Here is a 19804-nt window from a genome sequence, read left to right on the forward strand (position 1 = left end):
ATCACATCCCACCGTCCGACACGCTCCGCATCTTAAAGGATCGCCACAGCTCCGCGACAACTGTCGACGGAGCTTGAGCCACGGAGGTGAACCATGGAGAGCAGAGTCAAAGTCGCCGGACATCCGGTGCATCCGATGCTCATCGTCTTTCCGCTCGGCTTGCTGGCGACGGCGGTGATCTTCGACCTGATCGCGTTGGTCTCCCATGCGTCGCGCTGGACGGAAGTGGCCTATTACCTGATCGGCGCTGGTGTCATCGGTGGGCTGGCGGCGGCGGTGCCGGGCTGGATCGACTGGTTCGCGATCCCGAGGCGGACCCGGGCCAAGCGCATCGGTCTCCTTCACGGCATCGGCAACGTCCTCGTCCTGGTGCTGTTCGCGACGAGCTGGCTACTCCGCCGGGACAACCCAGCCGTGCCGCCTACCGGGGCGATCGTCGCCGGGCTTCTGGGAATCGTGCTGGGTACCGTGACCGGTTGGCTGGGCGGGGAGCTGGTCGGCCGGCTCGGTATCGGTGTGGACGACGGCGCCCATCTGGATGCGCCGAGCTCGCTCTCGGCGCTGCCGGCAGGGGCAGCGGGCTCCGCTCCTTCTCGTCCAGGGACCTCGGCGAGCTTCGGCGGAGTCGACCGGCGCGGCTTTCCGCAGCCGGCGTACGCAGGAGTCGAGCGACGGCGGGCAAGTCCGCGACCCTGAGCAAGTCCGCGACCCTGAGCAAGTCCGCGACGCCGGGAGCGCCGGGGCGGAAGCGGCCATTCGACGTCACCCTGGCGCTGCGGCGGATTCGCCGGGCGGTTCGGCCGTTTCCCAAGGCGGCGATGTTCGCGCTGGCCGACGAGGGGCATCGCTCGCTGTTCGAGCAGGTGGTTGCCTGTATTCTCTCGATCCGCACGCGTGACGAGGTCAGCCTGCTGGCGGCTCGGCGTCTCTTCGCCGCCGCGCCGAGCGCGGCCGCCATCGCGGATCTCAACTTGGCCGCGCTCGACCGGCTCATCGGAGACACCAGCTTTCATCTGGCCAAAGCCGCGCAGATCCGCGAGATCGCCCAACAGGCCGAGCGCGAGCACCGGGGCGTGCTACCGTGCGACGAATCCCTGGTGCGCGGCTTCCGGGGTGTGGGGCCGAAGTGTGCCCACCTCGCCCTGGGAATCGCCTGCGGGCAGCAACATATCAGCGTCGATATCCACGTTCATCGCGTGACCAATCGCTGGGGATACGTCCAGGCAAGCGCGCCTGAGCGGACGATGGCCGCTCTGGAGGCCCGTCTGCCACGGCGCAACTGGCTGGAGCTCAATGCGCTGCTGGTTCCGTTCGGGAAGCACATCTGCACCGGAGCGCTGCCCCGGTGCAGCACCTGCCCGGTACTGGACATGTGCCGGCAAGTGGGAGTGGCCAGGCACCGCTAGGCAGCGAGCGCCAGGCAGTCCCGCTCAAAGCCGCCGCTCCGCCGGCCGGTAACCAATTGCCGCGTTGAGCCACCGTACCAGCGGCACCAACCCCGCGAAGTCCCGCGCCAGGATGGCCGGAAGCCGAGGGCTCATCGCCTCCGCGGGGGTCAGATTCCGGGTCGCCGTGAACGAGCGGAAGCGAAGCCAGCGCTCCGCCGGATGATCGGGCGCGTAGCCCCGGGGCACCCGCCTGAGCACCGCCTCCTCATCGAGCGTCCCGAAGCGCCGCCGGAACGCCGGCGCCCGTACCAGCCGCGGCAGAGCGCCCGGCTCATCCGCGATCACCTCCCGGATCCGGTCCAGTGCCGGCCGAGCCGGCATCCAGATGCCCCCGGCCACGAAACAGTCGCCCTCCGCCAATTGGAAATAGAGTCCGGCACCCGCACCCTGGGCGTTCTGTCCGGCTCCCCGGCCAGCGTCCCGATGGTAAAATTGACAGGCCGCGTTGGTCTTGTAGGGGGACTTGTCGGGGGAGAATCGCACGTCGCGATAGATCCGGAAGATGGACCGGCGGGGATCGCCCACCAGCTCCGGGGCGATCCCCGCCAGCCGGACATCCATCTCCTCCACCAGCACCCGGAGCGGCGTCAGAAGCTCCGTCTCGTACACCGCCCGGTGCCGCTCGAACCATTCCCTGCTGTTGTGCCGCACAAGATTCCTGAGGAAGCGCAAAGCCTCCGGACGAAAGCCGGAGAAGCTGGAGTTGCCGGTCAACAGTCGCTCCTTTCGTAACTTGGAGAGCCGCTTGATGGCGAGCTCCCGCCGGAGCGCCGCACCGCGGTCGCGGGCGGGCTCCAGGTACACCAGCCGCACCGGGAGGCGTGCGCGGGTGTAGGCGGCGCCTCGGCCGGCATTATGCGCCGTCTCCCGGCGGCCGGGGTCGGTGGTGATCCCGGTGTATAAAGAGTCGTCACCGCAGCGGGCGACATAGACGAACCAGGCCATATAGATTGTATAGATTGTAATGCCGCGCCTGCCTTTCTATCTTCGGCGTACACCTGGAAAAGACCGAGTCACCCGCATGATGCCTGTCGAGGCCGCGACCGCACGGGCCCGGCCCCCCGCGCTGCCTGACCGCCGGGGCGCCGGCCGCAGCACTCTGCCCGATCAACGGACCCTGCTGTCCTGGCTGTTCGTCGGACGGCTGGTGCTGGCGGTAGGGGTGCTGCTCGGCGCGGGGCTGGTGTGGAACGAGCGGCCGCAGGAGTCCCGGCTGGTCAGCGCCGCCGTGGTGGTGGCGCTGCTCTTCACCGCCTACGGGGCCTGGGCCGTCTTCCTGCGGCAGCGGCAGCCGGGCAACGGCTTCCTGTTTCTTCAGGCCGCGATCGATCTGGGCGTGGTGACGACGATCGTCCACATCGTGGGACAGCCGCAGTCGGGGTTCCCCGCGCTCTACGTCCTGCTGGTGGCGGCGTATGCCCTCCTCATGCCGCCGGCCTGGGGGGCGCTGGTCACCATCATCGCCTCGGCGCTCTTCCTGGGCGATGCCTTCATGAGCCGGGCCGGTACGCCCGACACGGCGTTCTGGGCCCAGATTCTGGTGTTCAACGCTGTTTTCGCCATCGTCGCCGTGCTGGGGCGCCGGCTCCGCGAGGCGGGCATGGAGCAGCAGACCCTCGCGATCGAGCTGAAGCGCGTCCGGCTCGAAGCCGACGACATCCTGCACAACATCCGCTCCGGCGTGCTGACCGTGGATGGCCTGGGCCGCCTGGCGTTCATCAATCCGACCGCCCAGCGGCTCCTGAGCCTCGATGGCGAGAGCCTGCTGGGCCATCCGGTGCTCGATCAGCTCAAGATCCGGTCGTCCGAGCTATGGGCCGCGGTCGTCTCCGGCATCCGGAACGGCCGCAAGATCAGCCGCGGCGAGGGGGTCGTGTCGCACGACGGAGGAAAGATCTTTCCCATCGGCCTCAGCACCACCACCTTCCGACAGGAGGCCCAGGAGGCACCGTCGGTGACCGCCATCTTCACCGATATCTCGGACCTGAAGGAAGTCCAGGAGCTGCAGGCGCGAGCGGATCGGCTGGAGGCCGTCGCGGCACTGAGCGCGTCCCTGGCGCATGAGATCCGAAATCCGCTGGCGTCGATCCGGAGCTCGGTGGAGCAGCTCGCCCGCTCCAAGCACGCCGACGAGGACGAGCGCTTCCTGGCCGGCCTCATCGTCCGGGAGAGCGACCGTCTGAGCCGGCTGCTGAGCGAGTTTCTCGACTTCGCCCGGGTGCGGGCCACCCATTTCGTGCCGCTCGACCTGCATACCGTGGTTGTCGCGGTGGTGCGGCTCATCCGGGCCCACCCCGACTGCCGTCCCGACGCGGCCATCACCGTGGAGGGCGGCCGCACCATTGTGGAGGCGGACGAGGACCTGTTGCACCGGGTGATCGCCAACCTGGTGCTCAATGCCGTCCAGGCTGCGCACGGCCCCATCCGCATCACGGTCAGTCTGGCCGCCGTGCATGGAGCGGACGTCCCCCACGGCACCAACTTCGAGCACGCCGTGCGGCTCCAGATCCGGGACAACGGCCCGGGCATTCCGGCGGAGATCCGGGAACGGCTGTTCCAGCCTTTCGTGTCGGGCCGTCCAGGCGGGAGCGGCCTCGGGCTCGCCATCGTCCAGCGCGCGGTCGAGGCCCACCGCGGCCTGGTGTCGGTGGAATCCGCGGCCGGTACCGGCACCACCTTTACCGTGTTCCTGCCCGCCAAAATGATTGCGGAGGATGCTGCATGAGTTACAAGCCCTCGGTCCTGGTGGTCGACGACGAATCGGGCATCCTCGATACCCTCCGCATCCTGCTGCGGAACGAAGGGTTCGAGGTCACCACCGCGCAGGGGGGAAAGGCGGGATTGGAGCAGATCCGATCGGGAGCCCACGACATCATCCTCTCCGACGTCCGGATGCCCCAGGTCTCCGGACTGGACATTCTGAGCGCGGCCCGGGAGCAGGATCCGATGACGCCGGTCATCCTGATGACCGCGCAGGCCTCGCTGCAGAGCGCCATCGGCGCGGTCAACTCCGGAGCCTTCTACTACATCCAGAAGCCGTTCTCCAACGACGAGCTCGTGGCCATCCTCCGCCGGGCCTGCGAGTACCGCGCGGTGCGGGTGGAGAACAAGCAGCTCAAGCAGGAGATCCGCCGGCGGGACAAGGGCACGGTCAGCCGCCCGATCGGCAAGTCCAAGCGCTTCCTGGACGTACTCAAGCTGGCCGAGCACGTGGCGCCCACCGATTCGACCGTGCTGATTCAAGGGGAGAGCGGCACCGGCAAGGGGTCATCGCCCGCTACGTCCACAACCTCTCCAGCCGAAACGATGGACCCTTCCTCTCCATCAACTGCGGCGCCTTGCCGGAGAACCTGTTGGAGAGCGAGCTGTTCGGCCACGTGAAAGGGTCTTTCACCGGGGCCGTGCGGGACAAGCAGGGACTCTTCGCGGCCGCCCGGGGCGGCAGCTTCTTCCTGGACGAGGTGGGGGAGATGCCTCCCTCGCTGCAGGTGAAGCTGCTGCGGGTGCTGCAGGAGCGGGAAGCGATCCCGGTGGGCGCCACCGAGCCGATCCCGGTGGACGTCCGTATCATCGCCGCCACCAACCGGGAGCTGGAGGAGGAGATCCGCCGGGGGAACTTCCGGTCCGACCTGTTCTACCGGCTGAACGTCATCGCGCTCAACCTGCCCCCGCTCCGCGAGCGCCGGGACGACCTTCTGCTGCTCATCGAGTATCTGCTGCAGAACCTGGCCCAGGAGAACGGCAGCGAGCCCAAGGCACTGGCGTCGGAGGCGCTGGACGCCGTGATGGTCTACGAATGGCCCGGCAACGTGCGGGAGCTGGAGAACGCACTGGAGCACGCGGTCGTGCTCACCCGGGGCAACCTGATCGACGTCAACTCGCTGCCGGAGCGGATCACCAAGCGTCGGAAGGAGCCGCTCGTGGCCGAGCGGTCGTACCGCAATCCAACGCTCGAGGTGATCGAGCGGGCCTACATCATGTGGGTGCTGCAGGCGGAAGGCGGGAACAAGACCCGGGCGGCGGAGGTGCTGGGGATCGATCCCTCCACGCTGTACCGGAAGTTGAGCCGGTACGAGGAGCAGGTGGAGGTGAAGGCGTAACGTCCTCCGCGATCCGGCTTTTCGGTCGCTTGCAAGTTGCGGTATCCTTGACACTTTGCGCCGGTCACTGGGTGAGCTCCAGCCGGGGTTCCCCTCGTATCAGAGTGAAGGCTCAGCTTCGCCTGGGCACGCGGCGTGCTACCCCGCAGTCGGTCCGCGCCAACCAGGCCAAGTCCCGGCACCCATGAGACGCCAACCCGGACCTCACATGAATCCCGTGGTCGCAGGTGATGTCGCCGGTGCGCAGACCTTGGAGATCATGGCCAGCGCCCCCCGATACAATGCCTGGCAGTACGAAACCATCGCGCCCTACATCGGCTCCCGCGTGCTCGAGGTCGGCTCCGGAATCGGCAACATGTCGCTCCACCTGGTGGAGTCCGGGCGCGAGTTGGTGGTGCTCACCGATACCGATGAGTGGTACCGGGACCAGCTCCGGACACGCTTCGGCGTCCACTCGAATGTGGCCGTCGCTCCCCTGACCCTGCCGGACGATCACGCAGCTCGGGTCTTCGCCCGCCATCGGCTCGACACCGTGGTCGCGCTCAACGTGGTGGAGCACATCCCCGACGACGTCGGCGCCCTGCGAACGATGGGCACCATGGTGGAACGCGGCGGACGGGTCGTGGTGCTGGTGCCCGCGCTGGAGGCGCTCTTCGGCTCTCTCGACCGGGAGCTGGAGCATCAGCGCCGCTATACCCGTCGCACTCTTCGGGCTGCGGCGGAGGCGGCGGGGCTCCGGGTGGAAGCCCTCTTCTGGTTCAACTTCGTCGGGACGTTCGGCTGGTGGTGGAACGCCAGGGTGCGCCGCACGCCGCGGATTCCCACCGATCAGCTGCGGACGTTCGATGCGCTGGTGCCGCTCCTCCGCTTGGAGCGCTATCTGCCGCTTCCCTGTGCCCAATCACTGGTCTTGGTCGGAGTGAGCGATGCCTGAGCTGCCCAGGCTCTCAGTGATCGTGCCGGTGTACAACGAGGAGAGGACGCTGCCGGACATCGTCCAGGCGTTGCACGCGGTGCCACTCCCGATGGAGATCATCGCGGTGAACGATGCCTCGACCGATCGCAGCGCGCTCATCCTCGATGAGCTGCAGGCAAAGGGGCTGCTGGACATCGTGGTGCACCAGCCGAAGAACCGCGGCAAGGGTGCCGCGTTGCGGGAGGGGATCCGGCGTGCCACCGGCGAGGTGATCGTGGTCCAGGATGCGGACCTCGAGTACGACCCGGCGGACTTCGGCAAGCTGTTGAGCCCGATCCTGGAGGGGAAGGCGGATGCGGTATTTGGCTCCCGCTTCCTCGGCGGCGAGCGCCGGGTGCTCTACTTCTGGCACTCGGTCGGCAACCGGCTCCTGACGCTCCTCTCGAACATGTTGACCAACATCAACCTGACCGATATGGAGACGTGCTACAAGATGGTGCGCGCTCCGTTGATGAAGTCGCTGGTCCTGACCAGTGACCGGTTCGGGTTCGAGCCGGAAGTGGTGGCCCGCCTCGCGCAAGCGCGCGCCCGGATCTGGGAGGTGTCCATCTCCTACTCGGGCCGGACCTACCAGGAGGGGAAGAAGATCGGCTGGAAGGATGGCCTCGCGGCATTCGGCCATATCGTGCGATTCAATCTCTTCCCTCGGCCGCGCCTCCCCGCCGCCGCGGCATCGGTGGCGCCGCAGCCCAGCGGCATCGGCGGTGCGCGCGCGTCCGAATGACGGAGGGCCACCCCGCCGCCGCCACCCGGCCACCCCGATCCTGGGGAGCAGTCGCCGCGGCGATATTCCTGCTGGTCTTTGGATTTCTTCCGTTGGTCAATTGGATTCCGGTCGGTCAGGGAGTGTCCTGGTACCGCGGGCTGGCAGCGGAGTGGGCCAACGGCGGCGCCATCGTCCTCGGCCTGGCCGCGGTGCTGACGATATTCTCCCGCCGGATCCCCCTGCTTCGCGCCGAGACGTGGCTGGAGTCGCGCGCCTCGGCTGCCACGCCGTCCCCTCTGACCATCGCGATGATCGCGATCCTCGCTCTCGCCCTGTACGCCGGCATCGCGCGCTACCTGTTCGACGCGCATCCGCTCGTCATCGACGAGGTCGTGCAGACGTTCCAGGCCCAGATCCTGGCCGGTGGCCGTCTGTGGCTGCCGCCGTCGCTTCATCCGGAGTTCGTCAGTGAGCTGAACATCATCGACTGGGGTGGGAAAACGTACTCCCACTTTCCCATCGGCGGTCCGGCGTTGCTCGCGGTGGGCGAGTTGTTTCACCGGCCATGGCTGGTGGACCCGGTGGCAGGTGCCCTCTCGGTCGTGCTCTTCGCCGCAATGGTGTCCGCCGTCGAGCCCGGCCGGCGGACCCGGCTGGGCGCCACCATCCTCTTCGCGGTCGCGCCGTTTACGGCTTTTATGGCGGGTTCCTACATGAACCACGTCACTGCGCTCACCTGCCTGCTGCTCGGAATGGCCGGGCTCGCGAAGGTGACGACCAGCGAGGACCCTCACCCCTGGTGGGCGTTTGCCTGCGGCCTGGGCTTCGGCTGCTCGGCGGCCGTGCGACCCATCGACGCCGCGATCTTCGCGATCCCTGCAGGCATGTGGCTCGGCATTCGAGCGGTGGGACGTCGCCGGTTCGCCGATCTGGCTTTCGCCGGTGTGGGGATGGCCATCCCCATCGCGGCGCTCATGTGGGTCAACTCGGCGACCACCGGCGCTCCATTCCGCTTCGGCTACCAGGTGATGTGGGGAGGGAATGTCGGCCTCGGCTTCCATCCCTCACCGTGGGGCGACTCCCACACCCCGCTCCAGGGTCTCGCGCTGATCAATCTGTATTTCATCCGGCTGCAGACGTTCCTCTACGAGACTCCGCTCCCGAGCCTGGTGCCGGTCATCGCGGCGCTCGCACTGACCCGGCGCCTCTCGCCGTTCGACCGATACCTCCTCCTGGCGAGTGGCCTGCTGGTCGGAGCCTACTTCGCGTACTGGCATGACGGATACTATCTGGGGCCACGCTTCATGTATCCACTGCTGCCGGCGCTGGTGCTGTGGACCGCGCGGCTCCCACGGATCGCCACGGAGCGATTCGGCAATCCAACGGCTGGACGGGCGGTGCTCCTGGGCTACCTGATCTCGGCCGTCCTCGCCGTCAGTGTCGCGCTGCCGATTCGCGCCCGTCAGTACCACACGATGTTCGGCCTGATGCGGTGGGATGTGTCACGGGCAGCCGAGGCAGCGGGTGCCCGAAACGCCGTCGTATTTGTCCGGGAGACGTGGGGAGCGCAGCTGCTGGTGCGGATGTGGGCGCTGGGTGTCCCTCGCGCCGACGCCGAGCGGATTTACCGTCGCGCCGACGCGTGCATGCTCGACCGTGCGATCACGGGTCTGGAGGGGCCGCCAGGGCACCCGCTGCCCCCGGACTCCCTGCTGCGCGCTCTGGACGCGACCACCGCGGACTCCGGTCGCCTGGTCCGCTCCAGCTTCTCGCCGGACACGAGCGAGCGATTTCTCCCCACGTTTCGCTACACCCAGAGCTGTGTGGACCGGATCAACGAAGATCGAGGCGGCACCATGCTCCTGGCGCCGCTCCTCCTGGTCCACGATGGCAACGTGTACGTCCGTGACCTTCACGAGCGGAATGCCCAGGTCGCCCGGGAGCATCCGGACCGCTCGCTCTTTCTGCTCCGGCCACCGTCCGCCAACTCGGGGGCCGCGCCGGAGTTCTATCGACTGTCGCGGGATTCGCTACTGGCCACCAGCCCGTTGCTGGCTGCCGGGCGCGACTGAGCTCAGGGGAGCGGTCGAGACAATGCCCGCGCGGACGCTTGCGCCGCGAGGGCACTGTCGGCCCGCGCCAGGAGGCGCGCGAACTCGTGGCCACCGGCGGCGACCTCATGCACCACAGCCTGGCGCGCGCCCGCAAAGTCTCCGATAACCATACGGCACTCGAAGACGCGACTCCGCGCCATCACCAGCTCGAACTCCCCAGCCACGGCCGCCGCCCGCTCGAAATAGGGAATCGCCTCCCTGCAGCGGCCGCTGGCTCGCAGCATCTGCCCCAGATCTAGGTAGGCCACTGGATCGCCGGTGTACAATGCTACGGACAGGCGGAGCTCCGCCTCCGCTCCGGTGGCGTCTCCCTGCTCGGCCAGATAGCGGCCGTAGGCGAGATGGGCCCGGTAGCTTCGCGGCGAGTCGCGGATCATCTGGGGGAAGAGCGTTCCGCTGTCGGCCCAGATCGGCTGCCGCGCGGCGCCGTGTACGGCACCGGCCAGGAGTGCAGCCGCACCCAGTGACGCGAGCGTCAGCCGAGCTGCCGGCCGCCGGACGAGTAGCCCGGCCAGGAGACTCGCTCCCGAGGCCAGCGCGATCGTGACCCCGACGCTGGGCAGGAAGAGCGTCCGCTCGGCGATCAACACTCCCGTGGGGAAAAGCAGGTTGCTGACCGGCAGCAGCGCGAGCGCGGTCCAGCCGAGGCCGAAGGTGACCCCCCGCTCCCCGGCGCGCCAGGCCAGCCACGCTCCGACGGCCGTTGCCAGGAGCAGTGCCACCCCCAGCAGGTGCGCCGGCGCGAGCTGCGACATTGCGCTGAACTCCGGGGGGGAGTAGTCGGCCCGCAGGTGGGCCGGCCACAGCATCAGACGGAAAAGCTCCGGCACCATCGCGAGCATGGTGAGCAGACGGCCGCCCGTGTCGAGGCCCCGGATCGCGGCTGCGGGCGCACCCCCGCCAAGGCCGTGGAGTACGACGCTTCTCGCCCCGAGCACTCCGGCGAGCCCGGCGCCGAGCAGCGCCCCGAGGGCCGCGAGCCGCCGCCAGTCTTGGCTCTTCTGGCTGACGATGGTCAGCTCGGCCAACCCGATCAACGCTGGGACGACGAATCCCTGCTCCTTGGCCAAGGCCGCGGCCACCGCGAGCAGCGCGATGGCGAGCCGGCTGCTCGACTCGAGGGGGCCGTTCTGCCGCGCGCGGACGTAAAGCGCGACGCTCAGCGTGGCTGCCAGCGCCATCACCAGCTCCGCCTGGCCCACCACGTTACCGACGGCCTCGACGTGAACCGGGTGCACCGCGAAGATCGCGGCACTGACGCACGACCACCCGGGTGAGAGGATCCGCCGGGTGAGCCAGTACACCGCGAGCACAGATCCGATGGTCAGGAGCACGTTAGCGAGGTGAAACGGCAGCGGTGATCCGCCGCCGATCGCCCACTCTGCCGCCAGCAGCCAGATCGTGAGCGGGCGGTAGAGGAACTCGCCGTGACCGGGTGGCCAGTAGCTTTGGGTGGCGTAGGTCCAGGGGGACGCGAGCTCGTGGATCCTGGGATTGTCGCGGACGATAGGCACATCGTCGTAGGCAAAGCCGTTGGCGAGACTCGGGAGGCATACCAGTGCGGTGAGCACGACCAGGCCGATCACCGCCCAAATGGTGTTTCCGCGTCTCGTCACCGACCCACCGGAGGGCCGCTGGCCCCGCTGTCGGGAACCGTGATCTGGACCGTCCCCGCGGGTGCGCGTGCCGTCATCGCGCTATCGGCGGTCCGCTCCAGCTCGTGAAACGCGGACGGCCAGGTCCTTTCGGCGACCCCCGCCGCAGCGACCTCGCGGGCCCGCGCGTAGAGGCCGTCGTGCAGCAGGCAGGCGATCAAGGAGGCCCGAGTGTCGGCAGCCTTGGGCTCCAGCTCCAGCGCTCGAGTGTACGTGTTGATGGCGGGCGCGCAGAAGCCGGCGAGCCGATAGCGGTCGCCCAGGATCTGGTAGGTCAGGACGCCGTCGGGGTACAGCCGGATGGCTTCCCGCAGCAGTCGTTCGCCGGTCCCGTTCTGCCGGATCGCGAACATGACACCGCCCAGCGCCGCCCGGGCGCGATAGCTCTCCGGTGCGTCTTCCACGGCCCGATACCAGAAGGTGAGCGTGTCATGCCAGTCCCGGTGACGCAGGGCGCTTCTGACCGCGCCAGCAAGCAGGATGACGGCGAAGCCCCCGACGGCCACCATGCGCATGACGGGGCGCGCGCGGCTCAGCCGGGGAGCCAGTGCCGCCAGGCCGGCCCCGAGCACCAGCACCACCCCGACACTCGGCAAGAACAGCGTGCGCTCGGCGAGCACGATGCCGGTGGGGATCAGGAGATTGCTCACCGGAAACATGGCCACGGCAATCCACAGCACCCCGAAGCTCGCCACCCAACGGCGGCCGGCGCCGATGACGGCCAGGAGCAGCGTCGGCGCGAGAATCAGGAGCCCGACTGTCTGGGCCCATCCCCAGCTGGTTGCGGCCACGATCTCCTGGGGCGAGTAATCGACCTGGAGGTGCGCGGGCCAGATGAACAGACGCGCCCACATGGGGACCACGCCCAGCATCGTGAGCGTCCGTTGCCAGGGCGACAGATCCCGAAAGACCTCAGCCGCGAAAGTTCCCGCGAACGACGAGAGAACCAGAGTCCGCAGCACGATGAAGCCGGCGCCGACCAGTGCCAGCGTCGCCAGGAGCGGCCACAGCTGTCGAATGCGAACCCTGAGTGGTCGGGAGTCGTGGACGATCGTCAGCTCGGCGGCCAGGAGCAGCCCCGGCAGCACGATGCCGGACTCCTTGAAGAGACAGGCCAGCGCGTAGACGCAGGCGAACGCTGCGAGAACCTTTCCCCCTAGCGCCGTACCCGCCGCTCGCCAATCGAGATAGCCGCAGACTGCCAAAACCGCGCAAAGTGCCGCAGCGAGCTCCGCTTGGTTGACGGCGCCGGCCACGCTCTCCACGTGCAGCGGATGCACGGCGAACACGGCGGCCGCGCCGAGCGCGGCGTTGCTTGGCAGCAGCCTCCGGCACAGCGCCAGGACCGCGAGGCACACCGCGGCGTAGAGCAGCACGCTCACGCCATGGATGAACCAGGGCCGACCGTGGCCGGCCACCCACTCCAGGGTGAACAGGACCGAGGTGAGCGGCCGGTAGAGGTAGGGACTGAACGGCTTGGGCCAGTACGGCTGACCGAAGTGAGCCGCGAGGCTGCCCAGCTGATGGACCGCGGGGTTCCGGACGATGACCGGAATGTCGTCCTGGACCATGTCGTTCAGCACTACCGTGGACGATGCCGCTGCACTCAGCGCCATGATGATGGCCGGATCGAGCCACCATGGACGACCGCTGCCAAGCCGCATCGGCTCCTCCGGCAGGGGCGGAGAACTGTGTGGGTGCATGGTGTGGGAAATCAGCGAGCAGTGTGCCCAACCCGGCCCAGTGTCGTGTCCTCGGCCGTGTTGAACGGTCACGCAACGCGCGTTCATGATGCCGTCTTCTGGCCGCGCGTATGCAAGTTACCGCAGCGTCGGCCGTGCCGCCCGTGGGTTCTTGCAAAATACTTTGACTCGAGCCCCGGATCGGCGGAACCAAGGCTTGCGCGGCTGGGCTAAAGCAGTTGGGACCATTGGACATATCCCGGGGGTCGGCAGACTGGCATGTGCGTTGCCATCACCCATCTCCCGGGAACCATCCCAGCGTCACTGAGTCCGGCTCGACAGGGGCCGCCACTTTACCGGAGAGAGGCAATGACAAACCGCAAGGGCTTTACCCTCATCGAGCTGCTCATCGTGGTCGTGATCATCGGCATCTTGGCCGCGATCGCGATTCCGAAGTTCGCGGCGACCAAAGACAAGGCCAAGCTGGCGTCGGTCAAGACCGACCTGCGCAACGCGCTGACCGCCGAGGAAGCGTACTTCTCGGATTACTCGGCCTACGGCACCTTCGCCCAGCTCCAGTCCGCGTCGAACTTCACGCTGTCGAGCGGCAACACGGCGGCCGTGGTCGGCGCCACCAACGGCTACACCGCCACGGTGACGAACGCGTCGATCTCGACCGGCTTCAACAAGTGCACCGTGCAGGTTGGCGCCGGTGCGGCGAGCACCCTCGATGGGGTGATCGTCTGCAGCTAATCAGGGCGCGCTGGGATACACGTCAATCAGGCGGCGGCCAGTGGCCGCCGCCTGATTGATTTTCACGGCACCAGATGGTGAGCGCGGCGGCATCGTGCGCAGCCTCGCATTGCAGAATTCGTCGGCCGGGCGGCCGGCGCGGCCGCCGGCCTCTCACCTCGATTCGTAAGCGCTTGCCGTGATTCAGATTGTGAGTGCCGTACTCGGTGGCACCGTCATTGCCACCTCTCACGGGGGTGAACACGCCTTGCACCGGGCACCGGCGCGGCGATTCCCCTGAGGTTCATGTCAGGAGCAAGCGGATGAGGCGAAGCGACCGAGGGTTCACCCTGATCGAGCTGCTGATCGTGGTCGTGATCATCGGGATCCTGGCGGCCATCGCCATCCCCAAGTTCGCGGCCACCAAGGAGCAGGCGTACGTCTCCGAGATGAAGAGCGACTTGCGCAACCTGGCCACCGCGCAGGAAGCCTACGCCGGGGACAACGGCAGCTATTACCCCGGCTCGGTACCCTCGTCGTCGCTGGTCTATAACCCGTCGCCGGACATCAGCATCACCGTCACGGAGGCCACCGCGGCCGGATGGGCCGGCACCGCCTCGACCGTCCATACCCCGCGCACCTGCGCCCTGTACACCGGGGCGGTGACCCCGCCGAGCCCAGCGACCGTTGAGGGCGTCATCGCCTGCACGCCGTGAGGCTCGACGAGTGAATCGATGGTCGACGCTGCGGGTCCGGCTCCTGTTCGAGCTCGGGTTCGTTACGTCGGGTGCTGTCCTGGTAGTGGGAGCCGCGACGGTCCTGGTCTCCGGTGCCGACCCGGTCGAGATCGCCGCACCGCTCATTCTGCTCTGGCTGGGGACTACCGCGGTCTTTGGCGTCTTCGGCTGGTACCTGGTCCATCGACTCGTGCTGCGACCGCTCCGCCAGCTGGCGGCCGAGGCCGATTCGCTGGCCGCCAGCGGACTGGCGGGTCCCACGCCGGTCTACGAGACCGCCGAGCTGACCGAGCTGGCCAGCCGCTACCGAGCCATGGCGGAGAGCCTCTTCGACCTCCACACCCACGCGACCCGGGTGGAAAAGCTGGTCGGTATCGGCCAACTCGCCGCCGGAGTGGCCCACGAGGTACGGAATCCGCTGGGGGCGCTCGGGAACTACGTCGAGGTGCTCCAGCGCCGAGGCACCGATCCTGCCATAACTGGCGAGATGCGGTGTGCGGTACAGCGGATCGATCGGATCGTGCAAGGATTGGTGAATTACGCCCGGCCGGGCGGCACGAGCACCGACGCGCCCCGTGACGAGAGTACCGATCTCAATCAGGCGGTGCGGACGGTCCTGAGCTTCCTGGGTGCGCAGGGAATGCTGACGGGACACCAGGTGGAGGTTTCCCTCGACCCGCGCCTTCCGCGGGTCCAGGGCGACCGACACCTGCTGGAGCAGGTGGTCGTGAATCTGCTCGCCAATGCCAGCCAGGCGGCACCCGGTGGGCGGATCGTGGTCGGCACGGTGGCCAAGCGGTTCGCGAGCCGGCACCTCGGCGCCGCCCGCTGCACTGACGGCAACGGTCAGCGCCTGGATGCTCGAGCGGGGGAGGCTGCGCCACCGCGCGCCTGGACCGCCCGCCCGCGCCGGCATGACCTGCCGATCGGATCGCCTGGGGGCATCCTCTTCGTGGCCGACGACGGCCCCGGCGTTCCGGAGGCGGATCGAGAGCGAATCTTCGACCCGTTCTTCACGACCAAGGAACCGGGCCAGGGAACCGGGCTCGGTCTGGCGATCGTAGCCCGGACGGTCCACGAGAGCGGCGGTCTCATATGGGTCGACCGGGCACGGGAAGGTGGGGCTGTATTCAAGGTTTTCTTACCGCGGGCAGGTGACACCGATGCGTCTGCTGATCGTTGACGACGACCCCGGGCTGAGGCAGTCTCTCGCCCTCCTGCTCGCGGAAGCGGGCTACCAGGTCGTGAGCGAAGGTGATCCGGAGCAGGCCCTGGGGCGGGCCGCCTCGGAGATCTTCGATCTAATCCTGTGCGATGTCCGCATGCCGAAGATGGACGGCGTCACCTTCCTCCGCCGGTACCGCGCCGACGGCGGGCAGGCGCTGCTCATCATGATGAGCGCCTACGGCAGCGAGGACAGCGCGCTCGCCGCCATGCGCGAAGGTGCCTACGACTACCTCCACAAGCCGTTTCGGCCCGACGAAGTGACCATGACGGTCCGCAAGGCCGAGGAGCGCGAGAAGCTCCGCCGTGAGGTCGAGGTGCTGCGGACCAGCCTCGGCGCCGGCGCCGCGAGCGACCTCGTGGTGTGCGAGAGTCACACCATGCGCGACCTGCTCGAGCTCGCCAGCCGAGTGGCCCGGCACGGCACCACCGTGCTCATCACCGGCGAGAGTGGGACCGGTAAGGAGGTCGTGGCCCGCGCCATCCACCGCATGGGCTCCCGGGCGGAGCGGAGCTTCACCGCCATCAACTGCGCGGCGATCCCCGAGCACCTGCTCGAGAGCGAGCTCTTCGGACACGTGCGCGGAGCGTTTACCGGCTCGACGGCCGACCGGGCGGGACTGTTCGAGCTGGCGCACGAGGGTACCCTGCTGCTCGACGAGATCGGCGATCTGCCGCTGGACCTGCAGGCCAAGCTGCTCCGCGTGCTCGAGGACTCCGAGATCCGGCGGGTCGGAGGCCGGGAGGCCCGGAAGGTGGACGTCCGCGTGATCGCGGCCACCGCCAAGCCGCTGGAGGAGGCGGTGCAGCGGGGAGAGTTTCGGGCCGATCTCTTCTATCGGCTCAACGTCGTCCGGCTGCACCTCCCACCGCTCAGGGAGCGCCCGGAAGACGTCCCGGCACTGGTCACCCACTTCGTGCGGCAGGCCGCGACCCGGCTCGGGCACGCGGTGAGCATCACGCCGTCCGCGCTCGATATGCTGATCCACTACAGCTGGCCTGGCAACGTCCGCGAGCTCCGCAACGCAGTGGAGCGTGCGGCCGTGCTCGGCACGGGCGGGCCGCTCGAGCCCCGCGATTTCGTCCTGGGGAACGGCAACGGGAAGCATCCGGGAGGCCACGGTGCCAATGGAACAGTGCCGGCCAGCGGGGCCAACGTGCTCGATCTCAAGACCCAGGTCGAGGCGGTGGAGCGCCTGGCCATCCAGAAGGCACTCGAGGCCTCGGGGGGCAATCGACGCCAGGCGGCCAGTCTCCTCGGTGTGAGCCTCCGTACCCTGTTCTACAAGATGCGGCGCCTGCCGGTCCACTGACCTTCATCGCGCAATGGTCGGCGCTCGCTGCAGTCCGATGCAGCGTTCGCTCCCGTCCGTTCGAGCCAAGTCATTGTCGTTGCGCATCGTCGTGCCTGGTACGGCTCCTGCCTTGGGGTGGGCCGGGCCATCAAGATCGTTCCTGCTGGCACATTGAGCTGCGGAGGTTGCGTGTCGCGTCGAAACGGGTTCACGCTGATCGAGGTCATGATCGCGGTGGTGATATTCGGCATCCTGGTGGCTGTCGTCTATCCCCGCGTCGGCCAGGTGCTGGCGAAGAACGACGTCCGGAGCGCGAGAACCACGCTCGCCAACACCTTCGCCCGGGCCCGCGCGGTGGCCATGCAGCGGAGCCGGCAGGCGTCGGTCAACATCAACGGCAACAGCATCGTGGTGACGGCCAAGCCGCGCACCGCCGCGGGCGCCGGCACTATGGACAGCATCGGCGCGGTGCAGAATCTGAACGCGCTCTACGGGGTCACCGTCAGCCCGAGCGTAACGATGACGTCGGTCGACTACGATCCGCGTGGCTTCGCCGCTGGGCTCAGTGCCACACCGGTGTATATCGTGGTCAGCCGGAGCGGCAAGCGGGATTCCGTGTCGCTCGATTATCTGGGGAGGGTCACCAAGTGAAACAGGCCAGAGCCGGATTCACCCTGGTCGAAGTATTGGTCGCCGTGGTCGTGCTGGGCATCGGCATCGTGGCACTTGCGGGGTCGGCGGGCATGGTCACCCGGATGATCGGCCGCGGGCAGATGGGAACCCGCGCGGCGCAGCTCGCCTCCCAGCGGTTCGACCTGCTCCGGAACGCGGCCTACCGCACCAGCCCGAAGTGTACCCACGCCAGCTTCGCGAGCGGCGGGCCGGTCACGGCGCAGGGCGTCACCGAGACCTGGGTCGTCACAGCCGGCGACCCGAGCATTGTCACCGAGACCGTCACCTACAACACCGCCAACGGCGGTACTCACAGTGACGTGTTCACCACCAGGATCGGGTGCTGACCGCCATGCGAAATCAACGGGGCTTTACCTTGGTCGAGATCCTCATGGCCATGGTGGTCATGCTGACCGTCACCGGGGCCATCTACAAGCTGCTCACCACGAGTCAGCGGCTGTCCAACGCGCAGGCGGCTCGCACCGACCTGCAGTCCAACGAGCGGGCCGCCTCGCTGATCGTACCGAGCGAGTTGCGAGAGCTCAATACCGTAATAGGTGGCACCGCTATCGAGACCGACATCCTGACGCTGGGGGCAACCAACATCAGGTACCGCGCCATGCGTGGCCTCGGGTTCGTCTGTCAGTCGGCTGCTGGAGTCATCTCGATCTACAAGGACACCTGGTCCGGATACCGAGCCCCGCAGCAGACACGCGATGCCGGGTACGTCTTCTTCCAGACGGACCCATCAACCGGCTCGGACGGGACCTGGCAGACGGCGTTGATCACCGCGGTGGGCACGGGAACCGCCTGCCCAGGGGGTGCCGCGTCGTATACCCTGACCATGCCTGGACTCGCCGCGCCGGATCTCGGTGCTCCGGTGCGTCTATTCGAGGTGATGGAGATGGGACTCTACCCAAGCGGCGGGAAATGGTGGCTGGGCGTCCAGTCGGTGAGCGCTGGTGAGCTGACCAAGCAGCCGCTCCTCGGACCGCTCAAGGAAGCCACCGGCCTCACGCTCAAGTATTACGACCAGACGGGGGCCACGGAGACGACCGACCCGAATAACGTCAGAAGCATCCTGGTCACCATCAAAGGTATCACCAATGGTGCGGTGTCCACCGGCGGCGGCTCCTCCAACGTCGCGGTCGTGGAGGATTCGGTGGTGAGCCGGGTGACGCTGCGGAATGCACTTCGATGATCGACCCATCCCTCAAGGAGACGGGTATGCCAGCTCCACGCCTGCATAACGAACGGGGCATCGCCCTGGCCGTAGCGATTTTCGCTCTGGTGGTGATCGGTGCGCTCGTCGCGGGAACGTTCTTCGCCGGCCGCCTGGAGCAGCAGTCCGGGCAGAACGGCGTCTACGCCGCCCAGGCGGCCGAAGGGGCCGAGGCGGCACTGAGCGATGCCTTTGCCGCCATGGACGCCACCACCCTCACGGCGATGGCGGTGAACCCCGCGGTTGCGCAGACCGTCACCTCGTCGATGGCCGGCACATACGTCTCGACTACCTCGAGCGTGCGCAAGCTCTCGAGCAGCCTGTTCCTGGTCGAAGCGCTCGGCCAGCGGAATGACGCTGCCGGCACCCAGATGGCCAGAAAGAAGATCGGCACCCTCTTCCGTCTCGCTTCGGCCAACATCAGCGTCAGCGCCGGCTTGACGGCGCTGGGAGATGTGCTGGTCGGCGGCACCTCCACCGTGAGCGGCATCGATGCCACGCCTTCGGCGTGGACCGACGCGGGCGTGAGCTGCCCGACGCCCGGCGACGTGGCCGGCGTACGCTACAACGGGACGCTCGATCAAAAGGGTAGCTCCACCATCGCGGGCAGCCCAAAGAGTGTGTCGGACTCTACCCTGAACTCCGGAAACATCTTCGGTAGCACCAACTTCAACGCGCTCAAGGCGCTGCGGACCCTGACCCTCACGAGCGACATCAGCGGGCTGGCCGCCGCCGTCACCGGGAGCCCGTCGAGGTGCGACACATCGGTCCTGACCAACTGGGGCGCGCCTACCGACAAGGCCAGCCCGTGTTTCAACTATTTCCCGATCATCTACCATTACGGCGATCTCAGCATCTCAGGGACCGGTGAAGGTCAGGGAATTCTGCTGGTCGAGGGAAACCTCACCGTGCAGGGCCGCATCGACTTCTACGGTCCGGTCATCGTGACCGGCGGCGTGGACGTGCGCGGCACCGGCAGCGACGACGTCAAGTTCTACGGCGGCATTCTGGCTCAGAACGTCACGCTCGACGACAGCCGCCTGACCGGTAACGCCACCGTGAACTATTCCTCCTGCGCCATTCGTCGGGCCCTCCAGGGCTCGGCAGTCCCGACCGTGCTCGACCAGCGGAGCTGGGCCCAGCTCTACGAAACCAACTAGGAACTCGCGGATTCGTCGGTGCCGGCGGCGGCTCCTCTCTCGGGGGCCGCCGCCGGCCTGTTGGGAGGGTGCAAACCCCTG

At 67.8% G+C, this 19804-nt stretch carries 18 protein-coding genes and 1 pseudogene; 16 read left to right on the forward strand and 3 right to left on the reverse strand.

The genetic code is table 11. The annotated features are described in order from the left end of the window. The first annotated feature begins 93 nt into the window (after positions 1-93). Both VHR41_16345 and VHR41_16350 read left to right on the forward strand, forming a co-directional pair. On the forward strand, positions 94-696 hold the full coding sequence (locus VHR41_16345) for a DUF2231 domain-containing protein (GenBank protein ID HEX3235770.1): 603 nt from the start codon (positions 94-96) through the stop codon (positions 694-696). 122 nt (positions 697-818) lie between these two features. Further along, on the forward strand, positions 819-1406 hold the full coding sequence (locus VHR41_16350; GenBank protein ID HEX3235771.1) for a hypothetical protein: 588 nt from the start codon (positions 819-821) through the stop codon (positions 1404-1406). Between the two features lie 24 nt (positions 1407-1430). Here VHR41_16350 and VHR41_16355 read toward each other — a convergent pair whose 3' ends face one another. Further along, the gene (locus tag VHR41_16355) at positions 1431-2393 is read right to left on the reverse strand and encodes a TIGR02453 family protein (GenBank protein HEX3235772.1); all 963 of its coding nucleotides are present in this window, start codon (positions 2391-2393) and stop codon (positions 1431-1433) included. A 76-nt stretch (positions 2394-2469) separates the two neighbouring features. Here VHR41_16355 and VHR41_16360 point away from each other — a divergent pair, with 76 nt between their 5' ends. From VHR41_16360 to VHR41_16385, 6 genes and pseudogenes are all read left to right on the forward strand, one after another. Beyond that, on the forward strand, positions 2470-4173 hold the full coding sequence (locus tag VHR41_16360; GenBank protein ID HEX3235773.1) for an ATP-binding protein: 1704 nt from the start codon (positions 2470-2472) through the stop codon (positions 4171-4173). After that, positions 4170-5090: pseudogene (locus tag VHR41_16365) on the forward strand (sigma-54 dependent transcriptional regulator). The gene VHR41_16360 and the pseudogene VHR41_16365 overlap by 4 nt, the downstream one beginning before the upstream one ends. Positions 5091-5233: 143 nt before the next feature. Continuing rightward, positions 5234-5548, forward strand: a complete 315-nt coding sequence (locus VHR41_16370; GenBank protein ID HEX3235774.1) for a helix-turn-helix domain-containing protein — start codon at positions 5234-5236, stop codon at positions 5546-5548. A gap of 208 nt (positions 5549-5756) precedes the next feature. Continuing rightward, positions 5757-6482 (forward strand): class I SAM-dependent methyltransferase, encoded by a 726-nt coding sequence (locus tag VHR41_16375; GenBank protein ID HEX3235775.1) that lies wholly within the window; start codon positions 5757-5759, stop codon positions 6480-6482. Continuing rightward, complete coding sequence (locus VHR41_16380) at positions 6475-7248, forward strand: glycosyltransferase family 2 protein (GenBank protein ID HEX3235776.1); 774 nt, start codon at positions 6475-6477, stop codon at positions 7246-7248. Before VHR41_16375 ends, VHR41_16380 begins: the two co-directional genes overlap by 8 nt. Beyond that, positions 7245-9302, forward strand: coding sequence for a hypothetical protein (locus VHR41_16385; GenBank protein HEX3235777.1), 2058 nt, complete (start codon positions 7245-7247; stop codon positions 9300-9302). Before VHR41_16380 ends, VHR41_16385 begins: the two co-directional genes overlap by 4 nt. 2 nt (positions 9303-9304) lie before the next feature. On the opposite strand, the gene VHR41_16390 is transcribed toward VHR41_16385, so the two are convergent. After that, positions 9305-10960, reverse strand: a complete 1656-nt coding sequence (locus VHR41_16390) for a tetratricopeptide repeat protein (protein HEX3235778.1) — start codon at positions 10958-10960, stop codon at positions 9305-9307. Beyond that, positions 10957-12663: a tetratricopeptide repeat protein gene (locus VHR41_16395; GenBank protein ID HEX3235779.1), complete on the reverse strand. Its 1707-nt coding sequence runs from the start codon at positions 12661-12663 to the stop codon at positions 10957-10959. The genes VHR41_16390 and VHR41_16395 overlap by 4 nt, the downstream gene beginning before the upstream one ends. A 387-nt stretch (positions 12664-13050) precedes the next feature. On the opposite strand from VHR41_16395, the gene VHR41_16400 reads away from it, so the two are divergent. From VHR41_16400 to VHR41_16435, 8 genes are all read left to right on the forward strand, one after another. Continuing rightward, complete coding sequence (locus VHR41_16400; protein HEX3235780.1) at positions 13051-13434, forward strand: prepilin-type N-terminal cleavage/methylation domain-containing protein; 384 nt, start codon at positions 13051-13053, stop codon at positions 13432-13434. Between the two features lie 302 nt (positions 13435-13736). Further along, the gene (locus tag VHR41_16405) at positions 13737-14129 is read left to right on the forward strand and encodes a type II secretion system protein (protein ID HEX3235781.1); all 393 of its coding nucleotides are present in this window, start codon (positions 13737-13739) and stop codon (positions 14127-14129) included. Positions 14130-14139: 10 nt separating this feature from the next. Beyond that, the gene (locus VHR41_16410) at positions 14140-15333 is read left to right on the forward strand and encodes a HAMP domain-containing sensor histidine kinase (GenBank protein ID HEX3235782.1); all 1194 of its coding nucleotides are present in this window, start codon (positions 14140-14142) and stop codon (positions 15331-15333) included. Continuing rightward, positions 15314-16687 carry a sigma-54 dependent transcriptional regulator gene (locus tag VHR41_16415; GenBank protein HEX3235783.1) on the forward strand — a complete coding sequence of 458 codons (1374 nt, stop codon included), beginning with the start codon at positions 15314-15316 and terminating at the stop codon, positions 16685-16687. Before VHR41_16410 ends, VHR41_16415 begins: the two co-directional genes overlap by 20 nt. Positions 16688-16858: 171 nt before the next feature. Next, positions 16859-17320 carry a prepilin-type N-terminal cleavage/methylation domain-containing protein gene (locus tag VHR41_16420; GenBank protein HEX3235784.1) on the forward strand — a complete coding sequence of 154 codons (462 nt, stop codon included), beginning with the start codon at positions 16859-16861 and terminating at the stop codon, positions 17318-17320. After that, positions 17317-17688, forward strand: a complete 372-nt coding sequence (locus tag VHR41_16425; protein HEX3235785.1) for a prepilin-type N-terminal cleavage/methylation domain-containing protein — start codon at positions 17317-17319, stop codon at positions 17686-17688. The genes VHR41_16420 and VHR41_16425 overlap by 4 nt, the downstream gene beginning before the upstream one ends. Positions 17689-17693: 5 nt before the next feature. Further along, the gene (locus VHR41_16430; protein HEX3235786.1) at positions 17694-18542 is read left to right on the forward strand and encodes a prepilin-type N-terminal cleavage/methylation domain-containing protein; all 849 of its coding nucleotides are present in this window, start codon (positions 17694-17696) and stop codon (positions 18540-18542) included. 26 nt (positions 18543-18568) lie between these two features. Continuing rightward, positions 18569-19723 carry a hypothetical protein gene (locus VHR41_16435; GenBank protein HEX3235787.1) on the forward strand — a complete coding sequence of 385 codons (1155 nt, stop codon included), beginning with the start codon at positions 18569-18571 and terminating at the stop codon, positions 19721-19723. The last annotated feature ends 81 nt before the right edge of the window (positions 19724-19804 follow it).

The organism is Gemmatimonadales bacterium (assembly GCA_036265815.1).
Classification (GTDB): domain Bacteria; phylum Gemmatimonadota; class Gemmatimonadetes; order Gemmatimonadales; family GWC2-71-9; genus CAVVWJ01.